Annotated in this window: 23 protein-coding genes and 1 tRNA gene; 7 read left to right on the plus strand and 17 right to left on the minus strand. The window is 47.6% G+C overall.

The genetic code is table 11. From position 1 onward, the window contains the following. Positions 1-43: 43 nt before the first annotated feature. Genes ACR3I3_RS04355 through ACR3I3_RS04365 form a run of 3 tightly spaced genes read right to left on the minus strand, consistent with a single transcriptional unit; the run spans position 44 to position 3,255 of the window. The gene (locus ACR3I3_RS04355; RefSeq protein ID WP_440953343.1) at positions 44-1,630 is read right to left on the minus strand and encodes a VWA domain-containing protein; all 1,587 of its coding nucleotides are present in this window, start codon (positions 1,628-1,630) and stop codon (positions 44-46) included. A gap of 14 nt (positions 1,631-1,644) precedes the next feature. Further along, positions 1,645-2,769 carry an ATP-binding protein gene (locus ACR3I3_RS04360; protein ID WP_440953344.1) on the minus strand — a complete coding sequence of 375 codons (1,125 nt, stop codon included), beginning with the start codon at positions 2,767-2,769 and terminating at the stop codon, positions 1,645-1,647. Positions 2,770-2,811: 42 nt separating this feature from the next. Then, complete coding sequence (locus ACR3I3_RS04365) at positions 2,812-3,255, minus strand: hypothetical protein (RefSeq protein ID WP_440953345.1); 444 nt, start codon at positions 3,253-3,255, stop codon at positions 2,812-2,814. Between the two features lie 131 nt (positions 3,256-3,386). Between ACR3I3_RS04365 and larE the strand changes: the two genes are divergently transcribed. From larE to ACR3I3_RS04385, 4 genes are read left to right on the plus strand one after another with little or no spacing between them, the layout of a single operon-like run. Then, complete coding sequence (gene larE / locus ACR3I3_RS04370) at positions 3,387-4,208, plus strand: ATP-dependent sacrificial sulfur transferase LarE (RefSeq protein WP_440953346.1); 822 nt, start codon at positions 3,387-3,389, stop codon at positions 4,206-4,208. Further along, positions 4,208-4,654, plus strand: coding sequence for a GNAT family N-acetyltransferase (locus ACR3I3_RS04375; RefSeq protein ID WP_440953347.1), 447 nt, complete (start codon positions 4,208-4,210; stop codon positions 4,652-4,654). The genes larE and ACR3I3_RS04375 overlap by 1 nt, the downstream gene beginning before the upstream one ends. Further along, positions 4,648-5,208, plus strand: a complete 561-nt coding sequence (locus ACR3I3_RS04380; RefSeq protein WP_440953348.1) for a DUF531 domain-containing protein — start codon at positions 4,648-4,650, stop codon at positions 5,206-5,208. The genes ACR3I3_RS04375 and ACR3I3_RS04380 overlap by 7 nt, the downstream gene beginning before the upstream one ends. A gap of 5 nt (positions 5,209-5,213) precedes the next feature. Then, a complete protein-coding gene (locus ACR3I3_RS04385; protein ID WP_440953349.1) occupies positions 5,214-6,353 on the plus strand; it encodes a DUF362 domain-containing protein in 1,140 nt (379 codons plus the stop codon). 76 nt (positions 6,354-6,429) lie between these two features. Here ACR3I3_RS04385 and pheS read toward each other — a convergent pair whose 3' ends face one another. The 6 genes from pheS to ACR3I3_RS04415 all read right to left on the minus strand — a co-directional run bounded on the left by pheS (position 6,430) and on the right by ACR3I3_RS04415 (position 12,061). Further along, positions 6,430-7,911, minus strand: coding sequence for a phenylalanine--tRNA ligase subunit alpha (pheS, locus tag ACR3I3_RS04390; protein WP_440953350.1), 1,482 nt, complete (start codon positions 7,909-7,911; stop codon positions 6,430-6,432). A 23-nt stretch (positions 7,912-7,934) separates the two neighbouring features. Continuing rightward, complete coding sequence (locus tag ACR3I3_RS04395; protein WP_440953351.1) at positions 7,935-9,233, minus strand: tryptophan--tRNA ligase; 1,299 nt, start codon at positions 9,231-9,233, stop codon at positions 7,935-7,937. 68 nt (positions 9,234-9,301) lie between these two features. After that, positions 9,302-10,513, minus strand: a complete 1,212-nt coding sequence (locus tag ACR3I3_RS04400; protein WP_440953352.1) for a radical SAM/SPASM domain-containing protein — start codon at positions 10,511-10,513, stop codon at positions 9,302-9,304. 120 nt (positions 10,514-10,633) lie between these two features. Then, positions 10,634-10,786, minus strand: a complete 153-nt coding sequence (locus ACR3I3_RS04405; protein ID WP_440953353.1) for a hypothetical protein — start codon at positions 10,784-10,786, stop codon at positions 10,634-10,636. 114 nt (positions 10,787-10,900) lie between these two features. After that, entirely contained in the window at positions 10,901-11,509 is a 609-nt protein-coding gene (locus ACR3I3_RS04410; protein WP_440953354.1) for a translation initiation factor IF-2 subunit beta, read from the minus strand. A gap of 33 nt (positions 11,510-11,542) precedes the next feature. Next, positions 11,543-12,061 carry a 50S ribosomal protein L16 gene (locus ACR3I3_RS04415; protein ID WP_440953355.1) on the minus strand — a complete coding sequence of 173 codons (519 nt, stop codon included), beginning with the start codon at positions 12,059-12,061 and terminating at the stop codon, positions 11,543-11,545. A gap of 320 nt (positions 12,062-12,381) precedes the next feature. On the opposite strand from ACR3I3_RS04415, the gene ACR3I3_RS04420 reads away from it, so the two are divergent. From ACR3I3_RS04420 to ACR3I3_RS04430, 3 genes are all read left to right on the plus strand, one after another. Beyond that, positions 12,382-12,915, plus strand: a complete 534-nt coding sequence (locus tag ACR3I3_RS04420; RefSeq protein WP_440953356.1) for a MogA/MoaB family molybdenum cofactor biosynthesis protein — start codon at positions 12,382-12,384, stop codon at positions 12,913-12,915. Positions 12,916-13,139: 224 nt separating this feature from the next. Continuing rightward, entirely contained in the window at positions 13,140-13,841 is a 702-nt protein-coding gene (locus ACR3I3_RS04425; RefSeq protein ID WP_440953357.1) for an RAD55 family ATPase, read from the plus strand. Positions 13,842-13,929: 88 nt separating this feature from the next. Next, entirely contained in the window at positions 13,930-14,196 is a 267-nt protein-coding gene (locus ACR3I3_RS04430; RefSeq protein ID WP_440953358.1) for a YhbY family RNA-binding protein, read from the plus strand. A gap of 24 nt (positions 14,197-14,220) precedes the next feature. Here the strand turns inward: ACR3I3_RS04430 and ACR3I3_RS04435 are convergent, their stop codons facing one another. From ACR3I3_RS04435 to ACR3I3_RS04470, 8 genes are all read right to left on the minus strand, one after another. After that, entirely contained in the window at positions 14,221-14,541 is a 321-nt protein-coding gene (locus ACR3I3_RS04435; RefSeq protein WP_440953359.1) for a DUF190 domain-containing protein, read from the minus strand. Between the two features lie 22 nt (positions 14,542-14,563). After that, positions 14,564-14,929 (minus strand): fluoride efflux transporter CrcB, encoded by a 366-nt coding sequence (gene crcB / locus ACR3I3_RS04440; RefSeq protein ID WP_440953360.1) that lies wholly within the window; start codon positions 14,927-14,929, stop codon positions 14,564-14,566. Between the two features lie 2 nt (positions 14,930-14,931). Next, positions 14,932-15,306, minus strand: a complete 375-nt coding sequence (gene crcB, locus ACR3I3_RS04445) for a fluoride efflux transporter CrcB (RefSeq protein WP_440953361.1) — start codon at positions 15,304-15,306, stop codon at positions 14,932-14,934. A gap of 45 nt (positions 15,307-15,351) precedes the next feature. Continuing rightward, a complete protein-coding gene (locus ACR3I3_RS04450; protein ID WP_440953362.1) occupies positions 15,352-15,636 on the minus strand; it encodes a ubiquitin-like small modifier protein 1 in 285 nt (94 codons plus the stop codon). Between the two features lie 122 nt (positions 15,637-15,758). Beyond that, positions 15,759-15,836 (minus strand) — tRNA-Pro (locus tag ACR3I3_RS04455). A 248-nt stretch (positions 15,837-16,084) separates the two neighbouring features. After that, the gene (locus tag ACR3I3_RS04460; protein WP_440953363.1) at positions 16,085-16,636 is read right to left on the minus strand and encodes a UbiX family flavin prenyltransferase; all 552 of its coding nucleotides are present in this window, start codon (positions 16,634-16,636) and stop codon (positions 16,085-16,087) included. 2 nt (positions 16,637-16,638) lie between these two features. Continuing rightward, complete coding sequence (locus tag ACR3I3_RS04465) at positions 16,639-16,986, minus strand: hypothetical protein (RefSeq protein ID WP_440953364.1); 348 nt, start codon at positions 16,984-16,986, stop codon at positions 16,639-16,641. An 18-nt stretch (positions 16,987-17,004) separates the two neighbouring features. After that, positions 17,005-18,201, minus strand: a complete 1,197-nt coding sequence (locus tag ACR3I3_RS04470; RefSeq protein WP_440953365.1) for an HD domain-containing protein — start codon at positions 18,199-18,201, stop codon at positions 17,005-17,007. Positions 18,202-18,254 lie beyond the last annotated feature (53 nt).

Below are 18,254 nucleotides of genomic sequence, written 5' to 3' on the forward strand. Positions count from 1 at the left end.
TCCGGCCGCATCAACGGCCACGGAGCGTCACGATCATGTTAGATCAGCCGGAAGAAGCAGAAGATGCGATATCCGTCAGATCGTCACGTTCCTCTTTTATTGCAGAATAAAGTGTTTCCTTACTTAAAAGTACTGGATGGTAATACCTGCCTCCGGCGACTTCTGCCAGTTCACCTGCAAGTTCACTTCCGCTTTTGCTGATGTCCACGACCAGCATATTGACCTTCTGATCTGCGATCCTCTTGCACACCTGCATTAGCTCTCTCCTGATGTTCCCTCCAAGATCCAACGGGACGTTCGCTGTTCCGTCGGTGACAAGTATCATTATGGGTACGGCTGCAGGTTCGCGCTTCAACTCCTGGAGCAGTGCCTCAAGCCCGGTGAGCATTCCCGAGGCCATTGGGGTGGTACCTCCGAAAGGAACAGCTTCCAGATACCTCTTTGCGGCTTCAACCGATGAAGTGAAAGGCAGCACAAGGCCTGCTGTCCTTCCGCTGTATGTTACAAGCGAGACCCTGTCCCTTCTCTGGTATGCATCCTTGAGCAATGCAAGGACTACATCAGTTGTTATCTTTATCTTCTCGCTCTCATCCATTGAACCGGAAGTATCAAAGACGATGTTGATCAGCGTGGAGATCCTCCTTCTCCTGATCTTCTCCCTGATATCTCCCTTTGTGATGGTGATCTTCCCGTCCACAGCACGATGTGCAGCGGCCCGGATGGTGGGTGCAATAGCAATGTCCGTGATCTTCTCACCTGGCATCCTGTATCGAACATATCGGCCGCGCTTGCTTTTGGTAAGGACTTCAGCCCGCCTTCCTGACTTGAGCCTTCCGGAAACTACCTTTTTCCTCTGCTTGTTCCTTGCAAAATCGGTTAGTATCCTGCTTACCACCTTTTCATCTTCATGAGAGTCCTTTTCCGGAACGATGTTCGCATTCTCATCTCCAGTTTCTGCTTCCTGTCCTGTGATCTCCGGAGTAATTGTTGGAGCTGTTTCTTGTTCCGGTTCCTCTCCCGGAGAACATATCTCAACAGTGAGGCTATCATCCAGTATTGTCCGGACTTCGATATCAGGAGTCTCGAATGTCGATGATCCCAGAGACCTGTTGTCTTCCTTTTTGATCAGCACAGGTGCCTTTTTCCTTATCCTTCTGGGTCCTGTCTCAACGGAGGGTTCGTATTCCTTTGGAACGAGCTTCACCTGCACATCCTCATCAGAGGGTCCCTCTGCCTCCTCTATGATCTCGATGTTCATAATTTCGATCGGATCGGCCACCTGCATGATCAGGGTCTCTGTTTGTGACCCTGTCCCTGTCGCCACTTCAACTACAGGAACAGCCGGGACTGCAACCTCCTTTTCCATAGATGCAAAGAAAGAGGCGGGGTCAACAACGACATGGTCATTGTCCGAGATTATAAAAACGTCTTCTACATCTTCCGGACCCAGCTTTTCATCCCTGGAGAGAAGTCTCTCATGCACTACTAATGTGTCCTTGCCGCTGATTTGCGAGAGTTCTTCCAGTGGTAACCTGATGCTGAGAACGGTCCTTCCGGGATTGAAGACCTTTATGTCGTATTCCCGGTCAAGGTTCCTTCGCATACGTGTGGCAGTAAACTCGTCCTTCATCCGTCAGCCCCTTCTCAGACCGTTCCGTTCACCACAGCACGCAGCTGCTCTCCACTGAACTCCTCTTCCTCGAAAGGCTTCTTTCTCATCCTGTGAGGCAGTACCATCTCAGCTGCTTCGATAATATCTTCGTTTGTTATCCTTTCCCGGTTCTCATAGGCAGCATTCGTGCGTGCAGTACGTTCGATCATGATGTCTGCCCTGTGCCCGTCCACATTGAATGCCACACAGATCTGCGCGATGGTCCTGAGGTTCTCACGGGTGGTGGTGATCCTTCCGAGCATCTGCTTTGCCTTTATGATCCTTGTACGCAGTTTCTCCTGCTCGCTCTCAAAGTCCCTTCTGAACTGCTGCGGGTCCTTGTTGAAGTGGTTCCTTCTTTCAATGATCTCCACGCGCTGCTCGATGTCTGCGATTCCCTCTACTTCAACCTGCAGTGCTATCCTGTCCAGAAGTTGCGGACGCAATTCTCCTTCCTCAGGGTTCATGCTTCCCACAATGATGAAGCTGGAAGGGTGACTGACGCTGACACCTTCCCTCTCAACGGTGTTCACACCCATTGCAGCGGCGTCCAGCAGGGCGTCCACAACGAAGTCATCAAGTAGGTTGATCTCGTCCACATACAGGAGGTTCCTATTGGCATTTGCCAGTATGCCGGGCTCGAATGCCTGCACTCCTTCCTTGACCGCCTTTTCGATATCAAGGCTGCCCACGACCCTGTCCTCCGTGGCACCAACCGGCAGGTCTACCACTTTCATTGGTGCCTTGCTGGTCCTGATCATACCTTTACGCTGCTTGTCCCTGCATTCCCAGCAGAACTTCTCCGGGTCCATAGGGTCACAGTTGTACTTGCAACCTTCAATGACCTCGATCTCCGGGAGGATCTCTGCCAGTCCCCTTACAGCAGTTGATTTTGCAGTTCCTTTCTGTCCTCTGATCAGCACACCCCCGATCGAAGGATTGATGGCATTGAGGATAAGGGCGCGAAGCATCATCTCCTGGCCTACGATACCGGAGATGGGATACATAACCCTCTTTGTCCTTGTCTCTGTTCTCTGTATGTCCTCAAAGCTGGTCCTCTTTTCCTCTTTTGGCTTAGGGACTTCCTTTATGCTGCCTGTGATATTGGTAAAGCTCATGATATCCTTGTCCTGTGAATTTTAGTATCGTTATTCTTGTGTTCACATGTATCTCAGGATCAGGGCGGAAGTAAGTGCTATGAACAGCAGTATCAGCCCGATGATGAACAATATGAAAACAATTCGTATCCTGGGATTCTTGTCCGGGTTGTTCATTTTATTCAGTTCTACCACGGAATAGAACATTGTTATCAGGAACACTATCGATGAAAGTAACAATAATGAACCTGCCACGACAATGAATTCCGCGGTCCACGTCAGGTCGTTCGCATATAACAGGTCTATAAAGAAGTCCTTCCCATGACGTTCATAGGCTGAGGTGATCCACAGCATTGTGTATGCGATCTCCGCAGCACCTACTATTGCAGAGCATATGGCGGTCGTCATAAGCGTGGCTATAGCTCCGATATCCGGTAACTTCAGGTCAATTTGCCATTCATTTTCCACTTTTTCACCTTTCTCTCTTGTTGTAAATGAGCTCTTCATCCCCCGAGCCATCATTATGATAATCAGCAATTGCTTTATTTATATGATTGTATTAATAAAACCTTATCCGTACACCTCCTCATTTTGCAGGTTCCACTACTTATTTATCCGTCCGGGACTTTGGAACTATTGTGAATTCTACTGAAGACCTGTCACTGCCGGAAAAGATCGAAAAGATCAAAGGGGCGATGGCTGAAAAAGGAAAAGTACTGGTCGCCTTCTCCGGAGGTGTGGACAGTACAACCCTTGTAGCTCTTGCTTTTGAAGTACTGGGTGACAATGCCCTTGCTGTAACGCTTGACTCCTGTGCGATCCCTCAGAGTGAACTGGAGGATGCAAAGAGGACTGCTGAACAGATAGGTATACGCCATATAGTAATGGAACACGACATGCTCTCCGATGACATGATCAGGCAGAACCATCAGGACAGGTGTTATTACTGTAAGAAGCTCGTGATGAGGACACTGAAAGATGTGATGGACCGGGAAGGTCTGAACGTGCTGGTGGAGGGTACCAATGCTTCAGAGATAACCGGACGCAGACCCGGATGGGCTGCCATCAATGAGGCAGGAGATCAGGTGCTGACGCCCTATACGGAGTTCGGGGTAACAAAAAGTGAGATAAGGCAGATAGCCCGTCAACTGGGGCTGGATGTCGCCGATAAGGTCTCAAATGCCTGCCTGCTATCAAGATTGCCTTACGGTACGGAAGTAACACAGGAATCTCTCAGGAGGATAGAGCAGGCAGAAGAGTTCCTGTTTTCGATTGGTATGACGCATGTCAGGGTCAGGGATCATGATGGCATTGCACGTATCGAAATATTGCCGAAGGATTTTGCTGTTGTCAATGAGCACAGGGGAGAACTGATCTCCTGTTTCAAAGGACTGGGCTATTCCTATGTTACACTTGATATGGAAGGATTCAGAAGCGGGAGCATGGACGAGGTTCTATAATGTCAGAATACATCGATGTGGCTATAAGGGAGGCCAGTGAAAAGGACGGAGAGCATGTACAGTGCCTTCTTTCAACCTATTTCCTTGATATGGATGAGGTACCGATCGACGATTTCATCGTTGCAGAATCCAATGGGAAGATCGTGGGGGTTGCAGCCATTGCCGACAGGGGGTGCTGTGAGGTGCATTCCATAGCTGTCCATCCCAATTACCGCGGTAATGGGATTGGTTCAAAAATGGTGTCCCGTCTTTTTGAAACAGTGGGTCATGACAGGGTCTTTGTCAGGACAAGTTCGCCTATCTTCTTCAGGAAATTAGGCTTCATAGAACTACCTATGGCCGAGAAGGCCAGATTGTGGGAGGACTGTCGGGAATGCGACAGGTTTGAGGGATGTAGACAGCACGTGATGTGCATTCAACTGGATGAGAGGTCAAAGTCTTGTTAACACTTGGTATTGTGAACACTTATGATAAAATAAAGGTGCTTGATGCCCATTACCGCGCCATCGCAAGGGCTGCGCCAATTTGCTATGCTTATGGATTTACACTTTGTCTTTTTGATTTTCCTTTCAAGATGACGCCGGAAGAACTTGTGGAATACGTAATGGACAAGACCACGATCGGCGAGTCCGGGAAATATCTCAAACTGCTTCATGATAGCAACCGCCTGTTCGTATTCGATCTTCCGAAGAAGGGCTTCCAGTCCCAGTTCGGAGCTCCTGTTATCACAAGTTCAAAGCCGGAGGAGAAATATGCTGTAACTCCGGAAGAGATCGCTGACGGAGTGGAGCGCAACAAGTCCTATCTTCTGCTTGTGGGACTGGGCAGGAAGGGCCTCCCCAGAAAGCTGTTCTCATTCTCTGATCACCATCTTGATATTACGGGCAACGGCATCTCTCTTGAGACATGCACTGCTATTGGCACGATCCCCTCTTACATAATGGGGATAGTCAATACCAGAAAGAAGTTTAGGGAAAGCAACAGGTCCAGGAGTTACTAAAAGGGATGAACGCCGGGAACAAAGTATCCATAGTTCGCTGCAAAGATTATTCGCATGCTAAACAGGCTGTCAGGGAAGCAATTGACCTGATTGGCGGACTTGATGGAATTGTTTTCCCCGGTGCACGTGTGCTCTTAAAACCAAACCTGCTCTCAGCGAAGCCGCCTGAGGAGGCGGTCACAACGCATCCCGCCATTGTATCTGCGATATGTGAACTTGTTGTGGAGGCAGGGGGTATTCCCATTGTCGGTGACGGAGCGGGAATTACTCATCCGGGCGTTACCGATGAAGCTCTTGACGTGTCCGGTATAAGGGAAGTTGCCCAAAGGGCCGGCGCAGAGGTCCTGAGCTTTGAGACCTCCGGCTATGAGCTGACCGATGTTCCGAAACCTTCGCATTTCTCACAGCTCTATATCGCAAAACCTGTACTGGATGCGGATGTTGTTATATCCCTTCCAAAGCTCAAGACACATGAGCTTACTCTTTTTACGGGTTCTGTCAAGAACATGTTCGGTGCGATTCCCCTAAAGCTCCGAAAAGAAGCCCATTTGCTTGGTAAAAAGGACCTTTTCTCAGGGGCTGTGGTGGATATCTATTCTACAAGGGTTCCCGATCTTGCATTAATGGATGGAATTGTGGGAATGGAGGGCAACGGCCCTTCAAGGGGGACGCCTGTGAATGCGGGCATATTGATGGCGAGCTATGACTGCGTATCCCTTGATGTGGTAGCTTCAAAGTTAATTGGACTTGATCCGATGAAGGTCCCCACTAACAGGGCAGCAATTGAGAGGGGATATGGTACACAGGAGCCGGAAATATGTGGGGTTCCTCTGGATGATGTGCGCATGAAGTTCAGGCTTTCTGGAACGACCCTTGTGGGGAGTGCACCACCTTTCCTTGTCAGAAGGCTCGGGAAGTTTTTCACGATCAGACCTTTCATCAATACTCTACAGTGCACAATGTGTGGTGCCTGTGTTATGAACTGCTCGGCACATGCCATTGAACAGAAAGATGGCAAGCTTGTGATAAATGACAAAAGGTGCATTCTTTGCTATTGCTGTCGTGAGCTCTGTCCTTCGGGTGCAGTGAAGATGAAACGTTCCCTTTTTGCAAGGATATTGTTTAAGATACGTAACCGTAAATGATACCGATTTCCCGGTTCGCACAATACTTGATCTAAAAATAGGTTTAAGCGGCACAGGGCCGCTCATCTGAATGTTCTTATTCCTTTAACTGGCAGACCTGGCTCTTGCGCAGCCATTCGATGTCTGACTGGTAGAGCTCTCTCAGGTCCTTGAGGCCGAGCTTGAGCATTGCCACACGGCTGACGCCAAGACCCCATGCGAGCACAGGTTGCTTGATACCAAGAGGCTCGGTAACTTCCTTACGGAAAACTCCGGCTCCTCCAAGCTCTACCCATCCAAGTCCGTCAATGTAGACCTCGGGTTCAACACTTGGTTCTGTGTATGGGAAGTATCCGGGTCTGAACCTGACGTCCTCGAACCCCATCCTGTGGTAGAATTCTTCAAGGCAGCCGAGAAGGTTCGCAAATGACATGTTCTCGTCCATGATCACACCTTCGAGCTGCTCGAACTCAGGGGTGTGGGTAGGATCGATGGTCTCACGGCGGTAAGCCCTGTCGATACAGAAAGCCTTGACCGGAGGGTTCGGGTTGTCTGCAAGGTACTTTATGGTGACAGCAGTAGTGTGTGTTCTCAGGACATTGCGCTTTGCAATATCCTCGCTCCAGGTGCCTCCCCATCCGGTGGAGTCGATATCTCCTCCATTTTCGTGCATGTCCTTTATGCCGTCCTTGTACTCCTCGGGAAGTTCTGAACGGGTTGACAGGTGGAAGGTATCCTGCATCTCTCTTGCAGGGTGGTCCTGTGGCTGGAAGAGTGCATCGAAGTTCCAGAATGAGCTCTGCACGACGTCTCCCTTGATCTCGGTGAATCCCATCTCAAGGAAGATCTGGCGCATCTGGTCGATGAGGCGCTGGTATGGGTGTACCTTTGCACCGTACAATGGTTTTGGAGGTGTGTGGATATTGTAAGGCCTGAAGTTCTTGTTCTTCCATTCACCGCTCTTGAGTAATTGTGATGTGATCTGTGTGATCTCTTCCTCGATGGTGATGCCTGCTTTCACAAGCTCGACACCTGCATCTGTTATGGAGATCTTACGATCCTTTTCCTCGTTCTTTGAGACCAGCTTGCGTTTGATAAGGTCCTTTATGGTCTTATCATCCGTTCCAAGCTCTTCAAGGGTGCTTGTTTTCTCAGTGAATCTTGAGAGTACTTTCTCGTCCTCTGTTTCAGCCGCATCTCCTGATGGTACCATCATTCCGTTCTCGATGGTTGCCCAGCCTTTTTTGCGGAGCCATCCGGTCGCGATTCCAACCATCTTTGGTGAGAGCTTTTCCTTGAGCTCATCAATGGCAGTTGGCTCGGAGAGGGCGCTGATCAGCTGGCGCTCCGGGAGTCCCTCTTTTGCATAGGTAAGACCTTCGTCTGTTAGTGAGTACAGCTCGGTAACGTTATCGTTCACTTCTGCAAGCCCGTTCTCTGAGAGCAAAAAAGCGGATTGCATTGCAGTTTCCACTTTCATGGATGCTTTTTCTGCAAGCTCTTCCGGGGTTGTGGATGCAAGTTCATCCAGTGCGAGCAGCACATTTTTTTCGTTCGTGGTAAGGTTATAGTTGCTCATGTCGGTCAGGGTCCTTTTTTGGTTTATAATCCGTAATCGTCCAGCCGGTCCTTTGCCAGCTCACGCTTTTCCTGATGTTCTGTCAGGAACTCTGTAATCAGCTCTGCAGCAAGTGCTTTACAGGTTCCGCACATGCGTTGCCCGCAGATGCATTCGTTATAGATCTCTTCAAGTTCCCTGTCATCTTCCACCAGGTGGAACATAAGGAGCTCGAATGCGGAACATTTGTTCGGGTCTCCTCCAAGCTTCTTCTGCTCTTCGAGTGTCATTCTGCCACCGGTCTTTGCACGTTTGACCTTCTTTGCAGCTTCCTTTGGATCTTCCTTCAGTGAAATGATGCTCTCAGGAACACTGCTGGACATCTTCCCGCCCTGCAGTCCTGACATGAACCTGTGGTAGGTTGAAGATGGCGGTACAAAAGCATAGCCACCGTATTCGATCTCAACTTCTCTCACGGTGTTCAGGAGCTTATTGTAATCGTCAGTACCGAAGACATCCACATGTCCTTCGAAAAGTTTTGTATCCCATGGCAGCCTCTCTGCGATGTCCGCAAGTGCTCCCTCAGGTGCAGCTTTGCTGCGAACGCTGAAGTACTTATTATTGTTCTTGTCCTCGCGGCCTTCGATCCTGAACATGTTCATCTTGTGTGCGATGCCACGTGTCAGGCGCATGTGTGGGTCCTGGTCAGCACCCACCGGAATGACCGTAGGCTTTGGTCCGCCGAATTCGGATAGCTGGGGCTGAAGGATATCAGCGCTCTGGGACAATGTGCTCACCATATGTGAAACACTGGTCTCTCCGCTGAATCCGTAGATCGCACTGAGCTCGGAGAAGTTCGCCTTTGAACCGAGTTCGAAGGTAAGTTCTTTAACGTTATCGGATTCTGACTGGAAGTATATGTGCCCGTCAGGCTCAAAGCCCAGGGCTATGAGGCTTACAACATAGTCCTCTATACCGATCTGGCGGCATTTATCCCATGGAACCCCTCTCACAGAGTATGCTTCCCTGTCCGCAATTCCCACAAAGGCATCGCCTCCCATCTTCTGGTGCCAGATGATCTCTTCCATGACCATCTTGTGTCCAAGATGCCCGCCTCCGGTAGGCATGAACCCGCTCATGACTGCAAATGGTTCCTTGTTCTTCATTGCATCTGTGATCAGGTCATAGCTCCTGTGGCCGAAGATTATCTTTCTGCGCATGTACCTGTGTGGTTCAGGGAGTTCAGAGCAAATGTCCTCGAATGGCAGGATGCCGAATTCTTCGAACAGTTTTGAGTAATCGTCAATATTGACTGAACCCCATGGGTCAAGTTTCGTATTCATATGCTGCCTCTGTCAAATTCCGCTTACGATTTATTAGTATCCTTGAATCACTTAAACGTATATATCGATTACCTGATAAGGTTGAAGTCATATGGTCTTTCAGCATCTTCAGGTATCTTTGATACGAGCTTAAGGTAATCCTCTTCCTGCATCAGGCAGGAGTGTCTCTCTCCTTTGAAATCACTGACCTTACGTATCCTGCTCCAGATGGTCCTGAGGGAATCTGTCTTGATGTTCCCGAAACTGAATGGGATGTACGGACAGGGCTTCACCGATCCTTCCACGCAGACATGTAACCATCGCTGTCCTGCAAGGCATCCCAGCATCTCACCTTCAAAGTAGGTGTTCGCGAATATCCTTGGTCCGTCCTCGGAGGCGTTGATCCGGTGGTACATGTCCATTATGACCTTCCTATCCTCATCCGTGATCACCGGATCCTCAGGTTTCTTTGGGATTGATTCCCACAGTGAGAACTCATGTACTCCCAGCTCTTTTGCAAGCTGGTACATGGATGTAAGTTTTTCCATGTTCTTCGGGGAAACGTGTGTTGTCATCGTGACAAGCAGTCCTGCATCCAGTCCGTATCTTATGGCATTGGTCGCTTTCTCAAAGGCACCTTCAAGTTTTCTGACAGCATCGTGCTCTTCCGGAACGGTTGAATATATGCTTACCAGAAGGTTGTGGAGCCCGACATCCTTTAGCCGTTGAGCGATCTCAGGTGTCATATCGGTTCCCGGGGTGTACATGTTAACGATCGCACGTTCCTTGTCAACATAATCAATGAGCTCGAATATATCCTCGCGAAGCAGTGGATCACCTTCGGTGAATGTGATCACAACAGCACCCATATCAAGTGCCTCATCAATGGCCCTTTTCACGGTGTCGACATCAAGATCTCCTTCTCCTCCACTGATGACACAGTGGTCGCAGTTACACTTACACTGCCTTGTTATCTCAAATGACACTGTTTCAGGGACATATTTGCCGAGTGCTATCTGGGTTTCCGCATAAAGAAGTCTCCTGAAGACCTTGCCTGGGATCGGGGGCAGCCATGTGGATGCAATGACCCTGTCTTTCTCTACCAGGGCAGGCTTTTCAGCTTCAAGGGTGCCATTGATCTTCTTCAGGAAAGGTGAGCAAACTCCGCGTAGATATCCCTTTGCTTCCAGTTGTAAAAACCCGTTCAGATGCTTCAGGTCAATTGTAAGGCCCGGGATGGAAAGTACTGTTATATCCTCTTCAGTCTGTTCCGGATCTGTTCTTTTGTAAGTGTCAGGCATCTTATTAATCCTCTCTATGTCAGGTCTCACAATTTCTTGCAATTTTTGTTATGTTCTGCCGGGATTTCGGATATATTGTGAATGTTCCTGTCTTCCCTCTAGTTTTATAGGCCACAGGCTCTATGGCATTGTCAATTGTTTGATGTAAAAAACGAATTCTGAAACCGGTTTTGCCAGTTTCGTTCCCTTTGCAGGAAGCTTCTGGTCATTGTTTGGGAAACCGCTTTCAATGGATCCATTGGATTCTGGCCTTGAAATTGGTTCCCTGTACATCTAAACCCTCTTTTAGATCGTTCTTTTCTTCAATACCTGCCCCTGAAAAGGATCAGCCAGGGTAGATATCTCGGAAAGGGTATAGACCAATGATTTCAATATAATAAACGCGTATCAGGCGCGTTCTGAGAATGCAAGATTTCCGCTGATCCTCTTAATCTTGACCTTTACCATATCACCCTTTGCGGCTCCAGGTACAAAGATCGTGAACTTGCCGAGCTTGGCGATACCGTCTCCTTTTGAACCAACGGCATCGATCCTGACCTCGTACTCTTCACCCTCTTCGACCTCATCGCGTGGGGTTACTACTGTGGTCCTTCTCTTTTTGACAGGGCGGTGTGCACCACAGGCGGCACATTTGAGTATCAATATCCTGTCTGATTTCACAAGCTGGGTATCCGGACGGTTACATTCAGAACATATGACATATTCTTCAACGTAGGCGTCGATATTTGATTTGATCGTTTCCTTTGGGAATTTACCCTGGAATATTGCACGGCTTCCATCCAGCTTACCGGCTGTACCCATTTCCCTTGTGAGGTATTTCATAAGGTGGTCCGGTTCTCTGTTCAGTACGTCCGCAATGTTCCCAAAGTTTTCAAGGACGGTGGTCTTACCTTCCACGAATATCTTGGGTTCGGGAATTACGAAACGAACATCCGTAGTTTCCACATCAGGGAGATTTTCAATTGCCCTATTCAACAGCGCTTCGTAATCATCCATTTTGATACCCTCTTGTTTTGATCAATGTTCGTCTTACTGTACCATTTCCTGACCCTGGTCGACAACGATCCTTACAGGGGTTGGAAGTTTCTGGCCAGCTCTTCTCAGAGCATCCTTTGCCATAGGGAAGTGCTCTTTGTTAACGGAGATGGTGAATACTTTCTGTCCTGCGGAAACTCTTGCTGCAGTACCCACGTTCTTACCCCATGCTCCTCTCATTCCACTTGAGACACGGTCTGCTCCTGCTCCGGTAGCCTGCTTGTTCTCTCTGAGGACCTCGTGAGGATATACCCTGAGCTTGATGTGGAAGCCGGTACGTCCTGCTGCGGATACCATTGCCCTGTTGGCGGTGATACGTGCAGCTTCGAGAGCGGTGTGCCTGATCTGGCATTTCTCATCTGCGATCAGTGTGACCTTTACAGGGAATGTAGCTTTCTTGTTTCCCATATCGTAGTGGATGACGTGGCTACCTGGAACACCACCCATGTATTTTCTTCTTGTGTTTGAACGTGATTTTACGTTTCTGTACATACTTGCTGGTTTTCTTACCATGAGATTGAACCTCCTTAATATGATCAGTGTGATCTTAAGAACGCATTGTGTCTCCTGCATTTTAGATCTGTTCAGCAGATCTCGTTTTCGGATCTGTTGGCAACGCGTCTTGAAAATCTTTCAGTTGTAAATGTGTCAATGATGCATCCCCCTACTACTTAGGGGTTTATAAGTCTTATCAATAGAAAGGGTATTTTCATTTTTTTATTCGGGTTTTTTACTTACACTTTATATATGTGTTTTTTGGATCCCACATCTGTTTAATTTTCGCAAACGTCTTTTCCAAAAATCAATATATATTGTATGTCTATATTCCCCCTATGGATTCTGTTACACAAAAACACAAGAAGGATGTTAAAAAAAGTCTTGGTTTTTATCTTATCTCAATATCCACTTCAAGATTTTCTATGTATGGTTCTGCCAGGTCTCCCGCAGATGCTGAAGATGTATCCGGAGAACTGATGGAAGGCCTTGTGACAAATAATGGGCATGATGTCGTCGGCTATGAGCTCGTTTCCGATGACCCTTCATCTATAAGATCGGCTGTAAAGGATGCTCTTCAAAAGGAAGTGGACATCATCGTCACCACAGGTGGTACCGGCCTGACACCTGCTGATGTTACTATCGAGGCAGTTTCACCGATGTTCGAGAAGCAGATGCCCGGTTTCGGGGAGCTTTTCAGGTATAGGAGCATTGAGCAGATCGGTTCTGCAGTCATACTGACTCGCGCAGCTGCCGGAATTGTAGGTGATAAAGCTATTTTCTGTCTTCCCGGTTCCCCGGGTGCAGTGGAGCTTGCCCTCTCGGACATAATCATTCCCGAAGCCGGACATGTTATAAAGCATATAAGATAATTATTAATAGGACGTAAGATCATATACTCAATATATTTGGACAGTTTGTGCAAAAGATATATTATTAATATGATCCCCCTCTATGGTGTGTCCGTAATGCGGGTGAACAGGTACTATCTGGAATAGATGTTAATTCCTGTTAGTTTGTTCTTGGTCATGTCTGGCCGGACAAGCGCCTGTGATTGCATGACTGACAGTCCCCAATTCACTGCAGGAAGGTTTACATGAGTGACTATTTGCTTGGTATCAAGGAACTCGACGATCTGATCGGAGGTCTCAAAGAGGGTACCAACCTGATGCTTATCGGTCCGCCTATGAGTGGTAAGGACGATCTGGTCAATACCATCATATGCCACGGTCTTAGGGGGGGTGGTTCTTCTATTATTGTCTCTACACGTGAGACAGGTGAACGCGTACTTGACTGGTTCTCTGATAATGGCCTGGATGTTGATTCTTCCAACCTTGGTATTGTGGATTGTGTAACAAAGACTCTGGGTATACCAACTTCTGATGAAGCTCACATTAAAAGGGCATCCAGTCCTGTTGACCTTACCGGGATCGGGGTGAGGATCGGGCAGTACTTTGAGGAGTACCTTGCGGTAAAAAAGTCTCCGGGGATGATGTTCTGTATCAATTCTATTTCCACGATACTGATGTACTGTAATCTTCAGACCCTGTTCAGGTTCCTTCATGTGTTCACAGGTCGTGTCAAGGCATCAAATTCCCTTGGTATCTTCATTGTTGAGGATGAGATGCATGATGCACAGACAATAGCTACTCTAAAGCAGCTTTTTGACGGCATGATCGAAATAAAAGAGTCCGATTCAGGCCACTCTGTCAGGGTATTGGGCGTTACTCCAAAACCAACTCCATGGTATGATTTTGAAATAGATGGAAGTAGCGTGACCATCGTGAAACCAGAATAAGTATCTCCTTTTTCAGGGCAGGCGATCCTCGATAATTGTTTGCGTACTGGCGCAAGGTATAACTGGAATTAATTTTGTGTAGGTTCATATGGAAAAAGAAAAATTATACAAACTCAGGTCAGAGTCAACCCACATAAAGCCTATGATCAATGTAGGCAAGAGTGGTGTTACTGACCAGTTGATCATCGAATTAAAAAAGACCCTTAAGGACAAGCATCTTGTCAAGGTCAAGGTCTTAAAGAGTGCCTCTTACGAAGATGAGGATGGTGTCGATGGTATTGCTGAAAAGCTTGCAGCAGCTACAAAGTCAACAATTATCGATGTAAGGGGTCATTCAGTGGTCCTTTACCGCTGATGTCCATTGATCTTTCAGAGTAATTCAGACATTCTCTCCTGAGATTATCTCAACCTGCTGCAGGGTTATAAGTTCTTTAGGGACCATGCTGCAGAGTTCGGGGAGGATGGCCCTTATCTTTTTTTCGGAATCTACAGCTTCCACGATGATCGGAAGGTCTGTTCCAAGTCTCAGAATCCTTGTTGTATGTATCTTGCTGTGAACCCCGTATCCCTCAATGCCATGAAGTACGGTTGCACCGGCTATCTTTGAATCTCTCATGAATTCAAGTATCTCCTCATGTGCAGGTCTTCCGTTGCAGCGGTCGTTCTCGCTGAGGTATATCCTGAGGATGACTGATCTCATATGTAGGTCTCTCTTTTCTAAATTAGATTAAGTTTGCTATCTGCTGGCCCATGAATACTCCTGAAAGACAAAGCATCAGATTCAGGGCGATGTTGGATATGAACAGGAGTCTCTGTCCCTCTTCAAGAAGCCTGAATGTCTCATAGGCAAAGGTGGAGAATGTTGTAAAGGATCCAAGCATTCCTATGTTGATAAGGTGAAGATTGCCAAATGGCTCTGAAAGGAACGTCAGTGTTGCTAATATGGTGCTGCCGATAACATTTACAATAAGGGTTCCCGTGGGGATGCCTTTCATTAGTGGCAAGGTCCCTGATACTATATATCTAAGGCATGCTCCGATGGAACCTCCGATCCCTGTCAGCAGAATGGCTTCGATTCCTGTTGGCATCTTTATCTGCTCCTGGATATCTGGATTATTATTCCCCTTCCGACAAAAACGGCCAGCAGGGGAAGTGTGAGATTGGCTGCGATGTTAAAGATCGCAGAGCTTCCTCCGAGAGTGTAGCTCTCAACAGCAAAAGTTGAAAAGGTTGTGAATGAACCCATAAAGCCGGTTCCGAATGTAAGGCGTGTTCTCTGGCTTATGTGTCCAAGGAAATCATAATCATACATCATCATTCCAAGCAGGAGACTCCCGATCACATTCACGATGAGCGTTCCGTTAGGTGAGATCGTGCTGGATGAAACTGCATATCTGGATACTGCACCCAGGAATCCGCCGAATGCAATGCATGCCAGGTCCTGTGTTCGTTCCGGGAATATCATTTAATGGAGTAATGTCCAGAGGCTTTGATCAGTGCCTTGAAAAGATCAGCCGCCTGATACAGGCGGGAAGATCGCGATCTCATCGTCCTCATTGACGATGGTGTCCAGGCCTTCAAGATGGATGATATTATCTCCGTTTATGAGTATGTTGATGTAGCTTCGTAGTTCCTTCCTGCCACCGATCTCTTCGAAGACCATCTCCTGAAGCTGCGGGAACTTTTTGAGGAGGCCATCAAGGATCTCCTGTACATTCTTTCCCTGCATCTCCAGTTCAGACTCGTTTGCAGATTCCCTGAGATTTGCAAATAACTTTATTTTTGCCATAGCCATGGAAAATTGTGACTACTGCATATTTAATAAAACTATCCTGATGGTCCGAAAAAAGCGCTTTTGCAGCAGTTCAGTATGTAAAAACAGTTAGAATTGAATATATAAGACAAAAGAATTAGTTGTGGTGGGATAGCGCGGATTTGAACCGCAGTCCAAGCGTCCCAAACGCTCGAGGATCGACCAGGCTACCCTACTATCCCATCGTGTTAATCGCATGCAAAAGACCTCGCATGCAGTGCTTGTGGAAGCACGTTCCTCTAAATAGAAGTCATAGTAGATATACTTATCTGTTGGTGGGTCGGTTTTTGGCAAAAAATTGCTTAATTTTGTGTCATTTTCGGAATTTCGTTATCGATTTTGCTTCATTCTACTTATTTTCTTAATATACTGATGCCCTCTCGGTCGTTTGGTAGCTTTCAAAAGATGGCGCAAGTGGGCATCGCATGTCTCATCCCCAGCGCCTGTAAGCCTCATTCTTTACATCCATCAGGTCGAGTGCCCGTCCTGCCATGAAGTTTATGAGGTCATCGATAGACTCAGGCTTGTTGTAATATGCAGGGCATGCTGGCAGAATGATAGCTCCTGCATTATGTGCTTTCAGCATGTTCTCGATATGGATTCCACTTAACGGCGTCTCACGTGTCATAAGGATCAGTTTCCTCCTATCCTTGAGACATACATCAGCTGTACGTGCCAGGAGGTTATCGGAGATCCCGTTTGCCACCGCTGCAAGTGTTTTCATGCTGCAGGGTGCCACGATCATACCTGCAAATGGGTGGGATCCGCTTGCTATGGGTGCGGTGAAGTCCTTTTCATCATGAACATATGTTGCCAGGTCCTTTATATATCCCGGGTTAAGGTCTGTCTCCACCTCGATGATCTTCTCTGCAGCTTTGGTCAGTACCAGGTGCGTGTCTATCTCCATATCTGCAAGAATCTCAAGCAAACGGACTCCATATTGTGCACCTGAAGCCCCACTTATCCCGATAACTATCTCCATTCTTAATTCTCCTTCAGTGATCCTATGAACTCATCTATCAGCTCTTTTGAGGCCGACAGCACTTCTTCGATCTCTTCGTTCGTAATGTTCTCAAAATGTATCCCGGTGGTAAATACCGTCGTGCTGTGTGTAACTGAACTGATGGTCCTTGCAGCATCAAGCGCAATGGCATCATCCCTGTGTGATGGCAGGGTTATGACCGATGAGGATGCATGTCCTGGGATCCTGTCATAGTAACCCACTGCTACTGCTCCGACGTGAGCATTTCCGCCTGTAAGCGTTATCACAAGGTCTTCTCCGATGATCCTGTGCTCAAGTACAAGTTCTCCCCTGCTTGTCTGTTTTCTCATTTCCTGCAAAGTATCACCTCATAGGTCTGTAAGCCTGAACTGTTTTGTCTTTTTCTTTGTCTCAAAGAATTCCTCTGCGGCTTTCCTGACCTTGTCTCTGTGTTCCTTTATTGTATAGACACCCATTCTCCAGTTATCCTGATGGGCATTTTCTATCGTGGCCACAATATTTGATGCCTGGTCAAGTCTCAGCATCTTCCCGTCCACTTTGATCAGTGCCTTCATCTCTGCGATCTCAGGTTTCTTTGGGATATCGATCAGTATTTCCTGGCTGTCAATTCCTACCATGTCTGCTATCTCATTCTCCACCCGCTCGACATTTCCCCTGTAACGTAGGACATTTTCCCCCACAACATCGATGCCGACATGGAGGGCTCGTTTATACAGCCTTCTTTCATCAAGCCGTTTTGCAAGTTCGCCTGCATACCCGTCGTCAGCCCGGATCATCTCGAACAACCTTGCATCTTCCATCTGGCGGAGCTTGAATGGATCAAGTGTGCCTTTTTTGATAAGGTCCTGAACGGCTCTTGTGAACATAGTCTCCGCTATTCTTGAGACATGATGGTAATAGACCGATGGATGCATAAGGAATCGTGATACCAGCAGGGACTCTGCGGCTTTGAGTCCGCCCATTCCTACGACCAGGTTATTTTCATAGAACTGCATCTCATGTATCAGGCGTGCATGGTCCACAAGCCCGAAAGCAACTCCTGTGTAGTGCGCATCCCTTACCAGATAGTCCATGCGGTCAACATCGATCTCGCTGTTCACTATCTTCCCAAGTGATGTGTCTCCTTTAATGTGGTCTGCAATTGTTGCAGGGTTAAGCCCGTGTTCGTCCAGTATCTCTGCGATCTCACCTTTTTTCAGGATCGGTTTGACATCTTCGTGTTTCTGGCGTGTATACTCCTTTATGATATTCTCTGTGACATGTGAAAGCGGGCCATGACCCACATCATGCAGAAGTGCAGCTGTGCGGATCTCGTCCTTTTCATCCTTGTCTATGGAGTCCAGCTGGGATGTAAGGGTGGTTGCAAGGTGCATTACTCCTAAGGAATGCTCAAAACGGGTATGGTTCGCTCCGGGATATACAAGATTGGACAGGCCCAATTGCTGTATCCTTCTCAGACGTTGCATCTGTGGGGTGTCTATCAATGACAATACAAGCTGGTCCAGTTCTATATACCCGTGTACCGGATCCCGTATTACTTTCATATGGTTTAAATAGTGTTCATGGTATAATGATGTTCCGTTATTTCAAGAATTAA

Source organism: Methanococcoides mangrovi (assembly GCF_052057775.1).
GTDB lineage: Archaea > Halobacteriota > Methanosarcinia > Methanosarcinales > Methanosarcinaceae > Methanococcoides.